The sequence below is a fragment of the Candidatus Eremiobacteraceae bacterium genome, assembly GCA_035295225.1.
GTDB lineage: Bacteria > Vulcanimicrobiota > Vulcanimicrobiia > Eremiobacterales > Eremiobacteraceae > JABCYQ01.
Window position 1 is genome coordinate 26,114 of record DATGJI010000056.1, and the last position, 16,426, is coordinate 42,539.

General features: G+C 62.6%; 15 protein-coding genes. 6 read left to right on the forward strand and 9 right to left on the reverse strand.

The window, feature by feature from the left end:
* Nucleotides 1-27 precede the first annotated feature (27 nt).
* From VKT51_10995 to VKT51_11010, 4 genes are all read right to left on the reverse strand, one after another.
* Entirely contained in the window at nucleotides 28-228 is a 201-nt protein-coding gene (locus tag VKT51_10995; protein ID HLJ84690.1) for a hypothetical protein, read from the reverse strand.
* A gap of 66 nt (nucleotides 229-294) precedes the next feature.
* Nucleotides 295-1,035 carry a polysaccharide deacetylase family protein gene (locus VKT51_11000; protein HLJ84691.1) on the reverse strand — a complete coding sequence of 247 codons (741 nt, stop codon included), beginning with the start codon at nucleotides 1,033-1,035 and terminating at the stop codon, nucleotides 295-297.
* Entirely contained in the window at nucleotides 1,032-1,619 is a 588-nt protein-coding gene (locus VKT51_11005) for a hypothetical protein (protein ID HLJ84692.1), read from the reverse strand. The genes VKT51_11000 and VKT51_11005 overlap by 4 nt, the downstream gene beginning before the upstream one ends.
* Nucleotides 1,620-1,677: 58 nt before the next feature.
* Complete coding sequence (locus tag VKT51_11010; GenBank protein HLJ84693.1) at nucleotides 1,678-3,282, reverse strand: D-aminoacylase; 1,605 nt, start codon at nucleotides 3,280-3,282, stop codon at nucleotides 1,678-1,680.
* 143 nt (nucleotides 3,283-3,425) lie between these two features.
* Between VKT51_11010 and VKT51_11015 the strand changes: the two genes are divergently transcribed.
* Nucleotides 3,426-3,719, forward strand: coding sequence for a hypothetical protein (locus VKT51_11015; GenBank protein ID HLJ84694.1), 294 nt, complete (start codon nucleotides 3,426-3,428; stop codon nucleotides 3,717-3,719).
* A 17-nt stretch (nucleotides 3,720-3,736) separates the two neighbouring features.
* Nucleotides 3,737-4,825, forward strand: a complete 1,089-nt coding sequence (locus VKT51_11020; GenBank protein HLJ84695.1) for a bifunctional phosphoglucose/phosphomannose isomerase — start codon at nucleotides 3,737-3,739, stop codon at nucleotides 4,823-4,825.
* A gap of 303 nt (nucleotides 4,826-5,128) precedes the next feature.
* Here the strand turns inward: VKT51_11020 and VKT51_11025 are convergent, their stop codons facing one another.
* Both VKT51_11025 and lnt read right to left on the reverse strand, forming a co-directional pair.
* Nucleotides 5,129-5,722 (reverse strand): hypothetical protein, encoded by a 594-nt coding sequence (locus VKT51_11025; GenBank protein HLJ84696.1) that lies wholly within the window; start codon nucleotides 5,720-5,722, stop codon nucleotides 5,129-5,131.
* Nucleotides 5,695-7,230 (reverse strand): apolipoprotein N-acyltransferase, encoded by a 1,536-nt coding sequence (gene lnt, locus VKT51_11030; GenBank protein ID HLJ84697.1) that lies wholly within the window; start codon nucleotides 7,228-7,230, stop codon nucleotides 5,695-5,697. Before lnt ends, VKT51_11025 begins: the two co-directional genes overlap by 28 nt.
* Between lnt and VKT51_11035 the strand changes: the two genes are divergently transcribed.
* A complete protein-coding gene (locus VKT51_11035) occupies nucleotides 7,217-8,098 on the forward strand; it encodes a hypothetical protein (GenBank protein ID HLJ84698.1) in 882 nt (293 codons plus the stop codon). The genes lnt and VKT51_11035 overlap by 14 nt on opposite strands.
* A gap of 20 nt (nucleotides 8,099-8,118) precedes the next feature.
* Here the strand turns inward: VKT51_11035 and VKT51_11040 are convergent, their stop codons facing one another.
* The 3 genes from VKT51_11040 to VKT51_11050 form a co-directional block, all read right to left on the reverse strand.
* The gene (locus tag VKT51_11040) at nucleotides 8,119-10,362 is read right to left on the reverse strand and encodes a hypothetical protein (GenBank protein ID HLJ84699.1); all 2,244 of its coding nucleotides are present in this window, start codon (nucleotides 10,360-10,362) and stop codon (nucleotides 8,119-8,121) included.
* Between the two features lie 375 nt (nucleotides 10,363-10,737).
* Nucleotides 10,738-11,982 carry an LptF/LptG family permease gene (locus tag VKT51_11045; protein HLJ84700.1) on the reverse strand — a complete coding sequence of 415 codons (1,245 nt, stop codon included), beginning with the start codon at nucleotides 11,980-11,982 and terminating at the stop codon, nucleotides 10,738-10,740.
* 20 nt (nucleotides 11,983-12,002) lie between these two features.
* A complete protein-coding gene (locus VKT51_11050) occupies nucleotides 12,003-12,533 on the reverse strand; it encodes a lytic transglycosylase domain-containing protein (protein ID HLJ84701.1) in 531 nt (176 codons plus the stop codon).
* 643 nt (nucleotides 12,534-13,176) lie between these two features.
* Here VKT51_11050 and VKT51_11055 point away from each other — a divergent pair.
* From VKT51_11055 to rsmH, 3 genes are all read left to right on the forward strand, one after another.
* A complete protein-coding gene (locus tag VKT51_11055) occupies nucleotides 13,177-14,823 on the forward strand; it encodes a redoxin family protein (GenBank protein HLJ84702.1) in 1,647 nt (548 codons plus the stop codon).
* 239 nt (nucleotides 14,824-15,062) lie between these two features.
* Entirely contained in the window at nucleotides 15,063-15,503 is a 441-nt protein-coding gene (gene mraZ / locus VKT51_11060; GenBank protein HLJ84703.1) for a division/cell wall cluster transcriptional repressor MraZ, read from the forward strand.
* Nucleotides 15,490-16,425 (forward strand): 16S rRNA (cytosine(1402)-N(4))-methyltransferase RsmH, encoded by a 936-nt coding sequence (gene rsmH / locus VKT51_11065; protein ID HLJ84704.1) that lies wholly within the window; start codon nucleotides 15,490-15,492, stop codon nucleotides 16,423-16,425. Before mraZ ends, rsmH begins: the two co-directional genes overlap by 14 nt.
* The last annotated feature ends 1 nt before the right edge of the window (nucleotide 16,426 follow it).

The following is a 16,426-nucleotide window of genomic DNA, read 5'->3' on the forward strand; positions in this document are numbered from 1 at the left end:
TCCGCGGTAATGGGAATAGTTAGGGACTCAAAGGGACGTATTCGGTATCGCTGTTCGTTCTGCGGCAACGAAATCGAGCGCAAAGGCTTCGATATCTCGGCTGTTGTGCTCGTCGCGAACTGGGAAGACGAAGCGAAGAAAAGACGCCAACAATTCTTCTGTCACATGGATTGCTTCACTAAAGCCGCACCGTTCGCGGAGATTCACATCACGCGGCCGGATTTCCAAGCTCCTTAGCAGAGGCTAAACGCGCAAAACAGGGCAAGCGATGCTTGCCCTACTACGAAAATCGGCCTAAATCTGCTGGGCTGCTAAGAGCTCATCGACGGTGACGAACGTGTAGCCCTGTGCGCGCAGACGATCGATGATCACCGGCAGCGCTTCGATCGTGCGATATTGCCCGCTGTGGAGCAGCACGATCGCGCCGGGCCGCGCCTGCTTCATGACGCGCTCGACCTCGACCGTGGGCGAGATATCCTTATAATCCTCCGGGCTGTCGCTCCAAAGAATTGTGCGATAACCCATGGCCGAGGCGACCTCAATCACGCGCCGGTCGTAACGTCCGTGCGGCGGGCGGAACAGATCGATACGGTGACCGACGAACGAGGCCAAGATCGCATCGGCCTCGATGATCTGATCGGCGATCTGCGTGGTCGAGAGCCCGCTGAGCTTGATATGGTTGAACGTGTGATTGCCGACGTCGTCCCCGGATTCGATGATGCGATCCATGAGGTCGGGAAACTCTTGCGCCGAGCGACCGACACAGAAAAACGTGGCGTGGACGTGCGAGCGATCCAAGACGTGCAGTAAGAGCGGCGTGTAGAACGGATACGGTCCGTCGTCAAACGTGAGCGCGATGAGTTTGCGTTGCGTGTGAACGAGCCAGACGCGGTCGTCGGCTCCGACGTAGGAATGGAGCGTGGCGGAGCCATCCGATGCGACCGTGCGCTTGGCCAAACTGGATGCAGACGCCGGCTGCGGCAGCAAGAGCGCGAAAAGGGCGATCGCGACAACGAAGCTCGCGAACCGCTTCATCGCGGAACCTGCGGCGCGAACCAGACGCGGCCGAATGCGGCGAGGAAGAAGTCGTTGCGCAAGCCCGGCTGGCGGCGTACTTGTTCATACGTCTCGCGATCGGCGGAGACGGAGAACACCGTGTTCTCGACTGCCGTCATCTTGGAGACGGCGACCGGTACCGTGCCCCAGATGTCGACTTCCTCAACCGACGGAAAGTCGTCGAATGTGATGCGGATGAGGGTGACGGCTTCGCTTGCTATCTCAGGCTCGGTGAGGTCGCGTGCTTCGTGCGGCACGCGAGCGGAAAAGCGGATGCCGGCCGACTCGTAACCTGCCGCCGAAAAGGCGTAGACCTTCAGGACGTTATGCGACGGCAGCGCTCGATAGGTGGCTGCGAACATCGCGGATTCGAGCGCCGGATCGACGCCTTCCGTCCACGGCGCGATGCGAGCGTGGCGCGGCGCGGCGATGAGCGGCTGACCAACAGTCACCGGGCTGGCCGCCAACACTGAAGCAGGCGAGAACACCGCTAACGCAAGTGCGGCGGTGGCCCATAGCACAAAGCCGGGCGCTGTTCGTACCGGCGAAAGCGGCGACGTCATCATCTTTGATTATACCGCAGCATTATCTCCGGTCAAGGCGCCGGTCGCATACGAAGTCTTAGAGGTCTCGTCCCCTGCGCAGCACCTTCCCCGGCCTCAAACCGGTTAAACGACCCTCGCGAACGACGGCCGTGCCGTTCACAAAAACGTACCGTATGCCATCTGGATAACGGTGCGGATCTTCATACGTCGCCGTATCGGCGATCGTCGCGGGGTCGAAAAGCACGAGGTCGGCAAAAAAGCCTTCCGCCACCAGACCGCGTTCTCGTAACCCGAGTCTTCCGGCGGGCAGCCCGCAGCTCCGGCGCACCGCCTCCTCGATCGATAAGACTTTCGCTTCGCGCACGTAGTATTTGAAGACGCGTGGAAACGTGCCGAAGGCCCGCGGATGCGGCTTGCCGCGAGCCGTCACGCCTTCGAGCGCACGCACGCTTGCGTCGCTTCCGATGCATGTCTCTCGATAACCCATCACCGTCCGCAGATCGTCTTCGCACATGGTGAAGTAGATCGCCGCGACGTCAAGCGCTTCGTCGCGCAGCAAGCCGACCGCAGTTTCCGCCGGCGGCATGCCTCGTTCGGCGGCGATCGCGTCAACGGTCATCCCTTCGAAACGGCGGTTCGCATCCGAGCCGACCGACGCGATGAGCACCTCGTGCCAGCGTTCGCGATATTCGGCGTCGACGCGCCGCGTGGTAAGCGAGAAGTAGAACGGATCGGCAAGCCGGTCGGCGATCTCGCGACGCGTGCCGACGTTCACATCCGCCGGGAGGATGACGTCGAGTCCGGTGGAGGACGCTTTGTACGGATATTGATCCAGCACGACGTCGAGACCGAAGCCGCGCGCCTTCTCGACCTTCGCGAGCGTGTCGTGCACCTTACCCCAGTTGCGCTTCCCCGACGCTTTATGATGCGAGAGCTGCACCGCGACATCGGTTCGCATGCCCACATCGAGCGCTTCGTCGACGGCTTCGACGAGCCGGTCGCCCTCGCTGCGGATGTGCGATGCATAGAGCGGCGATCCGCCCTTTGCGGCAGCGGTTGCGAGCGCTGCGAGTTCGGCGATGTCGGCGAAGCTGCCGGGTTGATAGATCAAACCCGACGACACGCCGATCGCGCCGCGTTCGCACGCCGCGCGGACGAGCTCGCACTGCTGGTCGAGGGCTTCTTTCGTGAGTGGTCCGGGCAGCACACCGCCCACCGCGGACCGCGAATTTCCAAGCCCCACGAGACACGCGAAATTCATCGCCGGCGGCGCGGCTTCGAGCGCGTCCAAGAAACCGCCGAGGTCTTCCGATGTCGTTTCGATATTGAAATGCGACCGAAGCTCCGATCGGCGTTCTAGAAGTGTGGCCGGCGAGAAAGGCCCAGGTGACATCCCGCAATTGCCGCCGATCTCAAGGGTCACGCCCTGCATGATCTTGCTGTCCGCCGTCGGCAATGCGAAGAGCGCTTCGTCGGAGTGACCGTGCATGTCGATGAAGCCTGGCGACAACGCCAATCCGCGACAGTCGATGCGTTGCACGGCATCGCGGCCCACGCAGTCGCCGACGCGCGCGATTCTATCGCCGACGAGCGCGACATCGGTGGTGAAAATTGGACCACCCGTCCCATCAAGGACGAGAGCTTGTTCAAAGATGACGTCGAGCACGCTTTCAGTCTTCATATCTCGCGCGTGTGCCGCCTTGCGGAAACCGGCGTCTTGTTGTTTAGCATGCGAACAACCGGGTAAAAGACCCCCGGCAGCGCTTGGGTGGTGCCCGAGTGCCGCTTTGCACGTCGCCGCAGATCACGGGGTTAATCGTGAGCATGATCCAAAAAACACGAGAGGTCAACGGAGACATGACGGTCCGCGAGGCAGGGAAGAAAGGCGGCGACGCGGTCCGCGATAAGTACGGTCCGACGTTCTACGAAGAGATCGGCCGCAAGGGCGGCGAGAAGACGAAGGAGCGGCACGGCCCGGAATTCTACGAGAACATCGGCCAAAAGGGCGGTAACGCCGTCAAGGACAAGTACGGCCAAGGTTTTTACGAAGAGATCGGCCATAAGGGCGGTCAAAAAGTCAAACGCCTTATCGAAGAGGCTAAGCGCGCCGAACGCTAGGGGGCTTTTAAGTTTACATGACGCCGCACGCCCTCACGGATCATGCGCATCTCAAAGCGCATGATCCGCATGATATGATCGGCGCGATTTTAGGATTGCCGGAGCAGTTCGCGGAAGCAAAGCGCGTCGCGCTTGCAGCAGACTTGGGCGCGCTCAAAGGCAAACGTTTCGGATCGGTCGTCATCGCCGGGCTTGGCGGCTCCGCCATCGGCGGCGATCTGCTGCGCGCGGTGTTCGAACCGGTCTTGAAGTGTCCGGTGGTCGTGGTTCGCGATTACGACCTTCCGGGATTTGTCGGACCCGACACGCTTGTCGTCGCGTCGAGCAATTCCGGCAATACCGAAGAGACGTTGAGCGCGTACGGACAAGCGCGCAAGGCCGGTGCCTCGATCCTCGCGGCGACGACCGGCGGCAAACTCGACTCACTCACCGAGGCCGACGGCGTGCCATGCATCGCGTTGCCGGTCACAGGGCTTCAGCCGCGCGCGGCCGTCGGCTATTCGTTTGTGCCGCTCGTCGTCGCATTTTCGCGCGTCGGTCTGCTCCCGGACTCGGTGCTGGGCGACATCGACGAAGCGGTCACCGTGCTTGGGACCGTTCGCACCGAATGCGGCCCCGACATTCCGGTCGAGAGCAACCTCGCGAAGTGTCTTGCTAACGCGTGGCTCGGCAAAATCCCCTTCATCTACGGATCGCAAGGCGAGCGCGGCGTCGTCGCATACCGCTGGAAGACGCAGATCTCGGAGAACGCCAAAGCGCTTGCCGTTGCGAACGTCTTCCCCGAACTCAATCATAACGAGACCGTGGGGTGGAGCGGCACGCACGGCCAAGCCGAAGTCGAGAAGCATCTCACGGTCACGCTGCTGCGCGATTCAACCGAGCCGTCGCATATCGTCCGGCGCGTTGAGCTCACCAAAGAATTGCTCGCCGATCGTCACGTGCATATCGACGAGGTATGGGCCAAAGGTAAGAGCGCGCTCGCGCGCATGTTCTCGCTCGTCTACGTGGGCGATTTCGCGTCGTGCTACCTCGCGCTCGCCTACGGCGAGGATCCCACCCCTGTCGCCGCCATCGACTGGCTGAAAAAACAACTCGCGAAAATCTAACGGGTAACGTCTAACGTGGGCGACCCACCGAACAATAGTCCGCAAGAGGACAAACGTCGGCTAGAGGGTCGCGCCAATCTAATGGCGGCAATTGTCAGCTTAAACGTTCTCATGATGCTCTTGTGGGCTTTCGCGGGCATAGTCGTTATCTTGCTTCTAATTGCTATTGCGCTCTACGGCCGATAAAGTTCCAGCGGACGGACAGCGGCCGTTATCTACGGCACCAAGCCTCCGCCCAACACGGCGGACCATAAAGGTCCGCCCCACACGGCGGACCATAAAGGTCCGCCCAACATTGATTTGTCATGAGTGGACCTTGACCGTGGAGGAGCCGGTACGGATCGAGCCATCGTGGAAATCCACGCTGACATCGTTGCCGACGAAGTGCGCTTTCTTGTACGCGATCGTGACTGCGCCGGGGCACGTCAACGTCTGCAGCGGCTGATTCCAGTTCACGTTGTCCGCGCGGATGTCGCGCGGCTGGGCACCGGAGAGCGCCCAGACATGGACGTTGCCCGTGGCCGAGTAGTTCTGCGAGCGCGCGTCGAGTGTGACGGAGTCCGCGCTCAAGCGATATGCCGGCTTGCCTTTCTCGTAGTACGTCGCGTTGTGGACGCCGACGTACGTCGTCTGTCCGCCGTCCGTGGACGTCTGCGCCGAATCCGCGCCGAACTTCCAGCCGAGCTTTGTGCCGCGCTGTCCCTGCACTTGCAGCGACTGCATCGCGACTTGATTGCCGCCGCTGACCGGCGGCAACGTCGGCGCGAGTATTGCGCTGACGAAAAGATAGACGTATGCGACGGCCCCGAGTGCGATCGCTGTATACAGCCAGGTCCGCCACGTCGGGCGAAAACGACCCGCGCGCACGTTCACGCCGGCCCGCGTGCCGAGCGCCATCCCGTCGCCCGTACCCGCGCCGGCAGTAGGCCGATGAGCAAAGCAGCGGCAGCGAGCAACACGAGCCAGAGCGCCCCGAAGCGGTCGTACGGCGTCTCGACCGGCGCGCCGATCGGGGCGACGAGAGAGCCGGCGACGTCGAGCGGCAGCTGCGCTACGATTCGGCCACTCGGATCGATGATCCCTGAGATTCCTGTCGCGGCGGCGCGGACAACCCAACGGCCCGTCTGCACCGCGTCGACTACCGCCATATCGAAGTGCTGATAGGGACCGGCGGTGTCGCCCCACCACGCGTCGTCGGTGACGATGATGAGCGTCGACGCGCCGGCGTTCGCGGTAGCACGCGTGTACGGCGCAAATCCGGATTCGTAGCAGACGAGCAATCCGGCGGACATGCCGCTAGCCGAGAGCAAATGCGGTCCGGGTCCAGGGAAGAAATCCGATGCCTGATCCATGAGCGGCAAGTGCCGCAGCACGCGATCGAACGGCAAGTATTCGGCGAACGGCACGAGGATATGCTTGTCGTACACGCCGGCGAGTTTGCCGGCCGGCGTGAGATCCAAAACGGCGTTGTGATAGCCGCGCGGTGTCAGCTTATCGAGCGTGCCGGCAAGAATGTAGACGTGCGTGGACGCCGCATCTTGCTGCAGATCGTGGAGCAGCCACGGCTCTTGCAGAGGATACGCCGTGACGACCGTCTCCGGCCAAACGACGACGCGCGCGCGGCTTGCTGCGGCCTTACGGGTGAGCGACGTGTACAGTTCAAGCGTGTGAGCGAAGATCTCCGGACTCCACTTCACGCGCTGCGAGATGTTGCCTTGGGCGATACCGACGCGCAACTTCGCCGGCGGCAGCACGATGTGCGAACGCTGTGCATCGCCGAGTACCGTGAGCAACACGAGCACGCCGAGCGCGCAAGCACCCGCGCGTCGACCAGTGTCCGTGCCCCACAGAAGACCTGTCACCGAAGCATTGACGAGCGCAAAGATCGCGGTCAGGCCATACACGCCCGCGTATGCCGCAAGCGGCAGCAGCCACGGCAGATGCGCGCCGACAAAACCCAGCGAGCCAAACGGCACGCCCATCGTGCCGCGCGTCCGCACGAAGTCCACGAGCAACCAGGCGGCGGCTGCGGCGAACACCGCCGCCGCGCCGAAACCGCGGCGAGACATCAGAGAGATCAGCGCGGCCACAGCCGCAAATGAGAATCCTTGCCATGCGGCCATGAGCACAAGTGCGAGAAGCTTCCAAGCGCCGATATAGTCGCCGAGCGAATTTGGAACCCAATCCATCGTGATGCCGAAGTAGATCGCACCGGAGAGCCAACCCCACCAGAACGCGGACAGCAAGGGCGCTCTGGACCACAGCCAGAACATCGGCGCGGCCGCGACGAACGCGAACGGCCACCAATTCGTTTTCGGAAAAGCACACGCAAGCGCGATCGGCGCGAGAAGCGCGATCGCGATCTTCAGCGTCGCCGGCAAGGATTCGGGATTGACTCTACTCACGAGCATAACTCGCAAGTGGCGCTTCGCGGCCGCCGCTCTGGCCATCGCCGTGGCGGCCGTCGCCGCATGCGGCCGCGGCCCGGTCTTTCCGCCGACCGTCTCGGGCCCGCCCGTCGGCTCGATCACGTTCAAGTTCTACGTCGACTTGACCAACGGCAGCATCGCCCCGAGTGACGGCGCGTATATCATCGGGCTGAACATCAATCAGGGGCCGAACAACGTGTACGGATCGCCGGAACAACCCGGCTATCCCACCTTTGCCGAGGCGCAAGGGCTGACGTACGCGCACTGGGATCAAGAACTCTACTACGGCACGTGCCCGTTTGGGCAAAACGCAAACGGTTTCTGCAATCCGACGTTGCCGGCGAATCAATTCTTGTACGCGTTCAAAGCCTTCACCGGCGGCGGCTCCAACACCGTGAAGTGGTTGACGATCACGCAGAATCCGCCGAACTCGTATCTCTTCTTTCCGAACAACAGCTTCTCGAACGGATCCGGCAACGCGATGCAGATCACGATTCCGATCACGGCGCTGAACTTGCGCCCATCGCCCACGCCGATCCCCGGTTCGTCCGCGTCGCCCACGCCCGCGCCCACACCCGACAATCTCTATGTCCAGTTCTTCACCGTCGATACCAACGGCGTTCCTCAAGACCAGATGTCGTGCGGATTGAATTCCCAAGACACGATTCCGAACATCAGCCTGTCCGTCCGCAAGTCCTATACGTTTCTGGCCTGCGCCAACAAACCCGGCGGCGGTCCCTCCGATCAAAACTTGTATATCTACGGCGGCGAAATCGACGTCTTTCCGCTGCCGGGCGCTTCCTCGTCGCCATCCCCAGCACCGTCGCCGTCGCCGTCTGCTTAAGCGGCACCGCTGCACCGGTATCATTGCCCGAAGCTCTGGTTGATGATCGGGCCGCTGTTGTTGATGCCGAAGTTCACCGCCTGATTCGGGAAGGCGAGCAAGTTCAGCGAGAAGTCCACTTCCTTCAACGCCTGCCGATACGCCACGCGGATCTGATAGCAATCCTCGACGGTATGCGTCAGGAAATAAGACTGGTTTTGCAGGCCGTGTAATTTGAAGTCGTAATCGCCTTGGAATTCCAAGTAATCGTTCTTGCCGATGGGCGTAGCAAGCGAGATGTTCGTCGGCCCGTAACCCGGACGTTGCACGCCGGCGACGCCGTTCGGATCGTACGTGGTCCCTAAGCTCACGCTCGTCACCGGTGTGGGCTGCCATAAGAACTGATACGAGACCGGGCTGAGCAGCTTCTGATGGAAGTCGTAGTTGGTCGACGCGCTGAAACGATACGTGCTGCCGCTGTAGACGTTAAGCACCTCGCCGAGCTGGTCCTGACCCGACGCCGAATCGAACGACGGCATCGGCGTGTAGCCGCGCACGCTCAGCTCATCGTAGGAGAGCGTGTTGTCCGCATGCGAGCCGAAAAGCGTGCGCAATTCCACCGACTCGCCGATCGTGCCCAAGAGATCGCCTGTTCCGTACATGTCTTGGCGGATCGTTCCCGTCGCCGTGATGTCGGAATTCGGACCGAGCGGGAAGAAAGCGCTGCCGATCTGCGACGAGATGTCCAAACGCGACGTCTTGATGCCCGTCGGCCGGTAATCGAACTGGTCGTTGTAGATGCCGTCCGTCACGGTGACGGTGAGCGGCAGACGCAACGACGAGATCTGAAACGGCCGCGAGCGCAACGTCAGCTCCGGCACTTTCTGAAATCCTTGCGTGTCCGCAACCGTGCCCGGGATCGGCGTCGCGCCGGCGGTCGGCGCCGGCTGCGGGTCCGTGATCTGCTCGCCGTGCGACGTGTCGATCACGAGATCGCCGTCGAAAAGAGGCGCCGTGAAATGCGTGTCGGCGGTGAAGTTGACCTGGCGCGAGTACGAGCCGGGATTCGTATTGCCTTGAAACTGCAGGCCGATCGATTGGCTGAACGTCGGCGTGAAGTTGATGATGTGGTTGACGCTCGCGCCGAGACTGCTCGACGATCCGGTGGTTGAGACGTTGCCCACGTACGACGTCGTGCTTCTCGCTCCCGAGTGCGTCAAGTTGATGCCCGCGGTCGTGGTGGATGGGATACTCGATGCCACGACGCTCTGACCGCTGTAACTCAACTGCAGCGATCCGCTCACGTGATGTCCGAGCAATTGATCGACGTTGAGCGTGACCTGCTCCGACGACTTCTGGCCGGTCAGGCTGCGCTGGTACGCGTTGTTCTGCAGTGTATAGAAACTCGCGTAGCCGCTGCCCTTGCCGTCTTGTCGGGCGAAGTACACGTCCATTCCCAGACCAACGCCGACTTTTTGGAAATAGTCGACGTGATAGGTGCCGTAATAGTATGGGCTGCGATAGAAGCTGATGTACGTGCGCGCGAACACGCCTTCGGTCGCGTTATAGCCGAGGCGCGGCGCGATCACCGACTCCCGGTGCGCGGCGACCGCGGAGAGCGGCAGCACCACGATCCCGAGCGCCGCCACCAAAAAATTCCCGAGATAGAGCGCCGAGCTGTGCGCGACCACGCGATCGCCCGGATGGATGTCGATCTCTTTGCCCGAGATGTGGTAGGCGACGTGATCGAGCGAGCAGGTCGTGACCCAGCCGTGATGCAGCACCGAGCTGCCGTTCGCGGCCACGTCGAGTTCCTTGCCTTTGAAGTAGACGTAGCCTTGTATTGGCGCGCCTTGAAATGTGACGGCTGACGTCTGGCCGGCGACGTCGTAGAGCGCGATCGTGCTCTTGACCGTGTCGAAAGCAAGTGACGACGCGGTTGCCGTATCGCCGTCGGCGCCGACGAAATGCACGTGCCCGGTCATGCGCACGATCTTATCGCTTGCGGTATACACCGCCTGATCGCCGCTGATGTCCACGCTGTTCGTCGTGAGATGCACGTGGCCGTCGGCGGTCATGTCGCTCTTGAGGCTACCCACGACACGGTCTGCCGTTATCAGGACGACGTCGGGGGGCAGAGGCGTGGCGCCCGGTGATGCGTTCGGCGAAACGGCGAATGTTTGCGACGGTTGCGGCCCGGACTCGGGCGCGTTGCCGGTGGTCGGATATTCATCGCTGTTCGGCGCGGTGGTCGCAAAAACGGGAGGCGGCGGAGACGGCGACACCGCGGGCGTCGGAGAATTTCCTGAAGGGGCCGACGCTAGTCGGCCCGACAAAGCGGTTGTCGGGGAACTTCCTGAAGGGGCCGACGCTAGTCGGCCCGGCACGGCGGCTGTCGGGGAACTTCCTGAAGGGGCCGACGCTAGTCGGCCCGACAAAGCGGGCGTCTGGGAACTTGCTGAAGGGGCCGACGCTAGTCGGCCCGGTCCTTGATGGTCGGCCGACGAAAGCGTTTGGGCAAGCGTTGCTTGCCCTACTACCGGGCCCATCGCAAGCATGAAGCAGAGCGCCAACGCAAATGTCTTGCTGGCACCGTGCGCGATCCGGCGCAGCGTGCGTCGACGAGTCAAGAATTCGACCCTATGCCTGGGCGGCGCGCATCAGCGCCTATCTCGGAACAGCAGCGTGACCCCCACTCCGGCCATGATCGCATTCGGCAACCAGGATCCGACGAAGACCGGAACCGCTCCGTTCTTGCCAAGCGCACCGCCGATCGCCATCGCGGCATAGTACAGAATCACCGCCGCGACCGCGATCAGCGCGCCGACGCCGCGCCCGTAGCGGCCGAACATCGTCGACAGCGGCAGCGCGATGAGGATGCTGATCAAGCACGCGATCGGCATCGCGTATTTCTGCGCGAGGATCATCTCTTGGTTGCGGGTGTCCTCGCCGCTGGCCTTGAGATTCTTGATCTCATTCCGCAACTGGTTCGAGTTCTCCGCGAACGGCGAGAATGCGCCGTCGTAGAGCACGCTCGGATCGCCAAGCGGAAACTGCATCGTCTTGAACTTGCTCTGCGATGCGACGAATCCGTCGGCGCCGTACTTCGTGTAGATGCCATCTTGCAGCACGATATTGCCGTCGACCTGCTTGCCGGTCTCGGCTTGCATCGAGTCGGGGTTGGGGCTCGTGCCGATCGTCTCGATGACGACGTTGTGCATGACACCGGTGCCCGAGTCGATCGAGCCGACGTAGATCATGTGCTGGCCGTCCGGCGTGCGGATGAATTGATCCGGTTCGATGATCGGCTGCGTCGAGTGGTACATGATCTGGCGGAACGTGTCTTCGGCGTGCCGGTCGGCGTATGGCGCAAGCGACTCGTTGATGCCGAACGATGCGATCGAAAGCACGAGGCCGAGCACGTAGCACGGTAGCGCGATGCGATGCACGCTGATGCCGCTCGTGCGCATCGCCGTGACTTCGTTATCCCCGGCGAGCCTGCCGAAGCCGAGCAGAACAGCGCACAGCGTTGCGAACGGAAACGCGAGATAGAACAGCGCCGGCAGCTGGAGCACGAGATAGCGCATGACGAGCAGCGTCGGCGCGCCTTTGTTGATGACGTAGTCGGCAGCGAGGAAAAACTGGTTGATGAGCAGCAGCGGCGTGATGACCGCAAGCGCGATGAAGAACGGTCCGAGCATCTCCGCCACGAGATAGCGATCGAGGATGGAGATTCGGCTGAGAAAACCCAATCCGCCGCGCGGCTGCTCGGGCGAACGGTAGCCATGGCCGGCCGAGAGCCAGTCAAGGCGCTCGCCGGGTTCGGCGGCGTCCACTTCCACCGGTTGGCGCAAGGCGCGCATCTCGCCTCGAGATGGCGCGAGCGCGAGAAAGCGTGAAGTCACGCGGGCCACTTCCTATGTGGTTACCGGAGCGCCCGCGACGATCCGATAGCCTCGCGATACAACTCTGTTACGTTTTGAACGTAGCTCTGCGTTTCGGCATACGGCGGAATGCCACCGTACTTGTCCACCGCCCCCGGTCCAGCGTTATACGCTGCGAGCGCGAAGCTCAGATCACCGTGATAGCGCGCGAGAAGATCGTGCAAATACGCGCATCCGCCGGCCACGTTCTCCGAAGGATCGAACGCATCGCCGACGCCGTACGTCTGCGCGGTGCCCGGCATCAGCTGCATGAGGCCCATCGCGCCCGCATCAGAGACCGCCGAGGGATCGCCGCCGGATTCGACGGCGATGACGGCGCGAACGAGCGCCGGTGCCAAACGATACGTCTTCGCGTTGAGATTGATGAGTTGGGTGAGCGCAGGCCCGGGCATGGCATGCGGTCCGCCGCCATCGGGAAATAACCCATAACCGCTGCAGCCAGCAAGACACGAGGCGCTAGCGAGAGTTATCGCAACGATCGCACGGCGCAGCGCGCGCCCGTTCAAATGCATCCGCCATCCTCGAAGCCGGCGAGTTCCGCCGGCCACGTCCAGGAGTTTCTACCCTATGAATACGTATCGGCTAAAGAGGGGTTTCTCGCCATGGCCGGGGCCGCCTGCGGACGTGCGAAAGCGCCCGTCCGTTCTCACGGCCGGCTAATGAAATCGTGACGGGAACTACGTCATATCAAGCGCGGGTACGGCGGGGCGAAACCTTCTTATAGCAATCGGCGCAGTAGACGGGCTTGTCCGGCCTCGGCGAAAACGGCACCTGCGCCGCCCCTCCGCACTCCGAGCAGACCGCATCATAGAGCGTGCGTTCCGCTCCTTGAGCTCCTTCACTGCGGCCGCGCTTACGCGCTTGGCGGCAGGTCGGGCAACGCGTGGGCTCGTGTTCAAAGCCTTTTTGCGCGTAGAACTCCTGCTCGCCCACGGTGAAAACGAAGTCGGCGGAGCAATCGCGACAGTTGATCGTACGGTCCTGCAGTGCCAAAGCTCGAGATCCTCAGGGTTTTCACCAATCGAAAATAGAAAACAGGCCTGCAGCCATGGTGAACGTGGCCGCATCCGCAAAATGACTCTAACACTTCCACCATGAAAAAGCAAACGAGTCGTCGCTCCTCTGCACGCTCGTTCTAAGGAAGGTCTCGCCGCCATGTTGACCGCTCGCGCCTCATTCGTCGCTCTGATATCTGCGTGTATCGCAGCCGCTGCGTTATCCAGCGCTGCGCTCGCCGCGGCACCGGCCACCGGTATGTCGGCGCCGTCATTCGCGTTGCCGCTTGTGGGCGGCGGGAGCGTCGATCTCGCCCGGCTCCGCGGACACGTCGTCGTCGTGAATTTCTTCGCGACGTGGTGCCCGCCGTGCCGCGCCGAGACGCCGGATCTTATCGCGGCCGAGAAGCACTACGGTCCGCAAGGCGTGATCTTCCTCGGGGTCGACGATCGCGAAAGCGCGCAACTCGTCTCGGTGTGGGCGAAGAGCAACGGCGTGCATTATCGCCTCGCGCTCGACGGCGACGGAAAGATCGAAGAGAACTACGATGTGCGCGCGATCCCCACGACCTACGTGCTGGACCGCAACGGCGTCATCCGCTATCGGCAAGTCGATCAACTCGATTCTCCCACGATGACGCTTGCGCTCAACTCCGTCGTCGCGGGCCAGCCGGTGCCGGACTCGAAGACCGCAACCGCATTCTACACGACGACTTCCTCTGCGACCGCCATGGTCAACGCGTCGGTTCAGGCCGGCAAATTCGACGATGCGATCGCAAGCGGCAAGGCCGCCAACGATAAGCTCGACAAGCTTTCGAACGCCGATGATTCGGCGACCATCGACTACTTCAAGAGCACGCAATTGCGCGACGCGCTGAGCCTTGCGCTCGCCGACGCCTATGCAGGCCGCGCCGCCGCCACGAATCCGCCCGATCCGAACTTGAAGAAAGACTCGGCTCAGGCAGCGGATCTGCGCGGTCAGGCGTATACGGATCAGGAACGATATGCGGACGCGCTGCAGCAATTCGACCTCGAGATCTCGCTGGCGCCCGACGTCGTAGACGGCTATGCAAACGCCTATCTGCCGGCCTACAATCTGAAGCAATATTCGCGGGCGGTCGGCTACGCGCAGTCCGCGGCCAACATCGCGCCGGATGATCCGGAAAACTGGCTCACGCTCGCATCCGCGAACAATGGCGCGAAGAACTATCCGGCAGCGCTCACTGCGGAGAGCAAGGCGCTGACGATCGCAGCGACGGCGTACGCCGCGAATCCCACGAAGAAGGATCTGGCATACGAACTCGGCCGCGTCTGGCTGAAGACGGGCCGCACGTATCTCCTCGCGGGGAACGTGAGCGCAGCGCGGGCTGTCCTGCAGGTCGCCACCAGCACGGCGCCCGGCACGATCGTCGCGCAACAGGCCGAGGAACAGTATGTCGCGTTAAATCCGGTGCCGTGGCGCATGGCCGTGAGCGGAAGTTCGTCCACGACTTCGACCGCAACCGTGCCCGCCAAACTCTACGTCATGATCCATAATCCGTCCGCCGAGTCGCGCACGGTGCATCTGGCTGCGCTCGGCCTGCCGGCACACTGGCTGCTCTCGTTCTGCTACCAGAAGGTCTGCGACCCGTTCAAGAGCGCCGTCACGCTGGCGCCGGGCGCTTCGCAGCGGATCGAACTGCAGATGGTGCCGCTAGCCGGCGCCGGCGGCTCGTGGACGATGAGCGTGACGACCCAGGGGTCGACCGCGAGCGTCCATGTGAGCGCGAAAACCACTCGCGCCGCGGTGACCGTCACCGCCTCCTGATGTAGGGCGGACCTTTAAGGTCCGCCTCTCTCGATCGCGCCAACGTAGGGCGGACCTTTAAGGTCCGCCCCGTTTTCTTGTGGCCGAACTAGCCCGCCGGCCTGGCGGACCATAAAGGTCCGCCCTACATGCGTCCCCGCATCGAACGGGTGTGCTGTCCCTCTTTTCGCTTGCCTTCCGGCCGATAGATGGGGTATAGTGGTAAAAAATGGCTCGATGTGGGGCTTGGTGGCGCATCCATGAGCGGACTCCCGAAATTCACGGGGCGGTTCGAGCATACCCTCGACGACAAGGGTCGCTTGACCATTCCGGCGCGGTTTCGGGCCCGGCTCGGCGATCACTTCGTCTTGACGATAGCGCCGCCCGAACCATGTCTTGCCATGTATCCGGAGTCTGCTTGGTCTGAGTTCTGCGCGAAGCTCGAGGCCGCTGCGCGCAAAGACGACCAGTATCGGAGTTTCGTGCGGCATCTCTTCGCTCACACCGAGGAAGTGTCGCTCGACTCGCAAGGACGCCTGATCGTGCCCGCTCCGCTTCGCGAGTACGGAAAGGTGGAGCGCGACGTGATCCTGGTCGGCGCACTGACGCGGATCGAGCTTTGGCCGGCAGAGGGCTGGAAGGCGGCGAGCAAACCGCCGGACGGCATGGCCAAATTGATGACGGAGCTTGGCCTCTACTGATCACGCATCCGTCATGCTCGAGGAGAGCATGGCGATGCTGCTGCCGGCCGGAGAAAGCCGGCGACCGGTGTTCGTCGACGCCACGTTCGGCGGCGGCGGGCACACTGAAGCGCTGCTACAGCGGTCGCGCGAGTGCCGCGTGATCGCGCTCGATGCCGATCCGGCGGCGGTAGAGCGAGCGAGAGAACTCGAGAAGAGATTTCCAGGGCGCCTGGATGCGGTGCATGCGAACTTCGGCCGGCTCGGCGATGTTCTCGACGAGCAGGCGGTACGGCAAGCGGACGGGATAATGTACGATCTCGGACTCTCTTCGATGCAGCTGGCTGATGAAAGCCGCGGATTTTCTTTTGCCGGAACCGAGCCGCTCGACATGCGGCTCGATAGCGCATCGAACGGCAAGACCGCCGCACAGATCGTGAACTCGATGCCCGAGCCGGAACTCGCCGATCTCATCTTCCAATACGGCGACGAACGCCATGCGCGGCGCATCGCGCGCCACATCGTGCGGCGCCGTGAGCGTTCGCCGTTACGCACGACGTCCGATCTCGTCGCCGCCATTCTCTCGGCGCAACCGCGAGACGCGAGTCGCGAACGGCGCCGCGTGCACCCGGCGACGCGCACCTTTCAAGCGCTGCGCATCGCCGTCAACGATGAGCTCGGCAATCTCGAGCGCAGCCTCGATGCAGCCGCAACGCGCGTCCGGGCCGGCGGCCGCATCGTCGTCATCAGTTTTCATTCAGGCGAAGATCGCATCGTGAAATCGAAGTTTCGCGCATGGCACAAAGCCGGCCGCTGCGAGCTGCTGACGCGTAAACCGCTCAGCCCCGACCAAAAGGAGCTTGCCGAAAATCCGCGGTCGCGCAGTGCAAAACTGCGCGCTGCGAGCATGATCGGCGATGCGCAGGAGGCGCAGACGATATGAG

Coding starts and splice junctions, on each gene's coding strand:
- VKT51_11000 (HLJ84691.1), bottom strand. CDS start 1,035: ATGAAGCGGTTCGCGAGCTTCGTTGTCGCGATCGCCCTTTTCGCGCTC.
- VKT51_11005 (HLJ84692.1), bottom strand. CDS start 1,619: ATGACGTCGCCGCTTTCGCCGGTACGAACAGCGCCCGGCTTTGTGCTA.
- VKT51_11010 (HLJ84693.1), bottom strand. CDS start 3,282: ATGAAGACTGAAAGCGTGCTCGACGTCATCTTTGAACAAGCTCTCGTC.
- VKT51_11015 (HLJ84694.1), top strand. CDS start 3,426: ATGATCCAAAAAACACGAGAGGTCAACGGAGACATGACGGTCCGCGAG.
- VKT51_11020 (HLJ84695.1), top strand. CDS start 3,737: ATGACGCCGCACGCCCTCACGGATCATGCGCATCTCAAAGCGCATGAT.
- VKT51_11025 (HLJ84696.1), bottom strand. CDS start 5,722: ATGGCGCTCGGCACGCGGGCCGGCGTGAACGTGCGCGCGGGTCGTTTT.
- VKT51_11050 (HLJ84701.1), bottom strand. CDS start 12,533: ATGCATTTGAACGGGCGCGCGCTGCGCCGTGCGATCGTTGCGATAACT.
- VKT51_11055 (HLJ84702.1), top strand. CDS start 13,177: ATGTTGACCGCTCGCGCCTCATTCGTCGCTCTGATATCTGCGTGTATC.
- mraZ (HLJ84703.1), top strand. CDS start 15,063: ATGAGCGGACTCCCGAAATTCACGGGGCGGTTCGAGCATACCCTCGAC.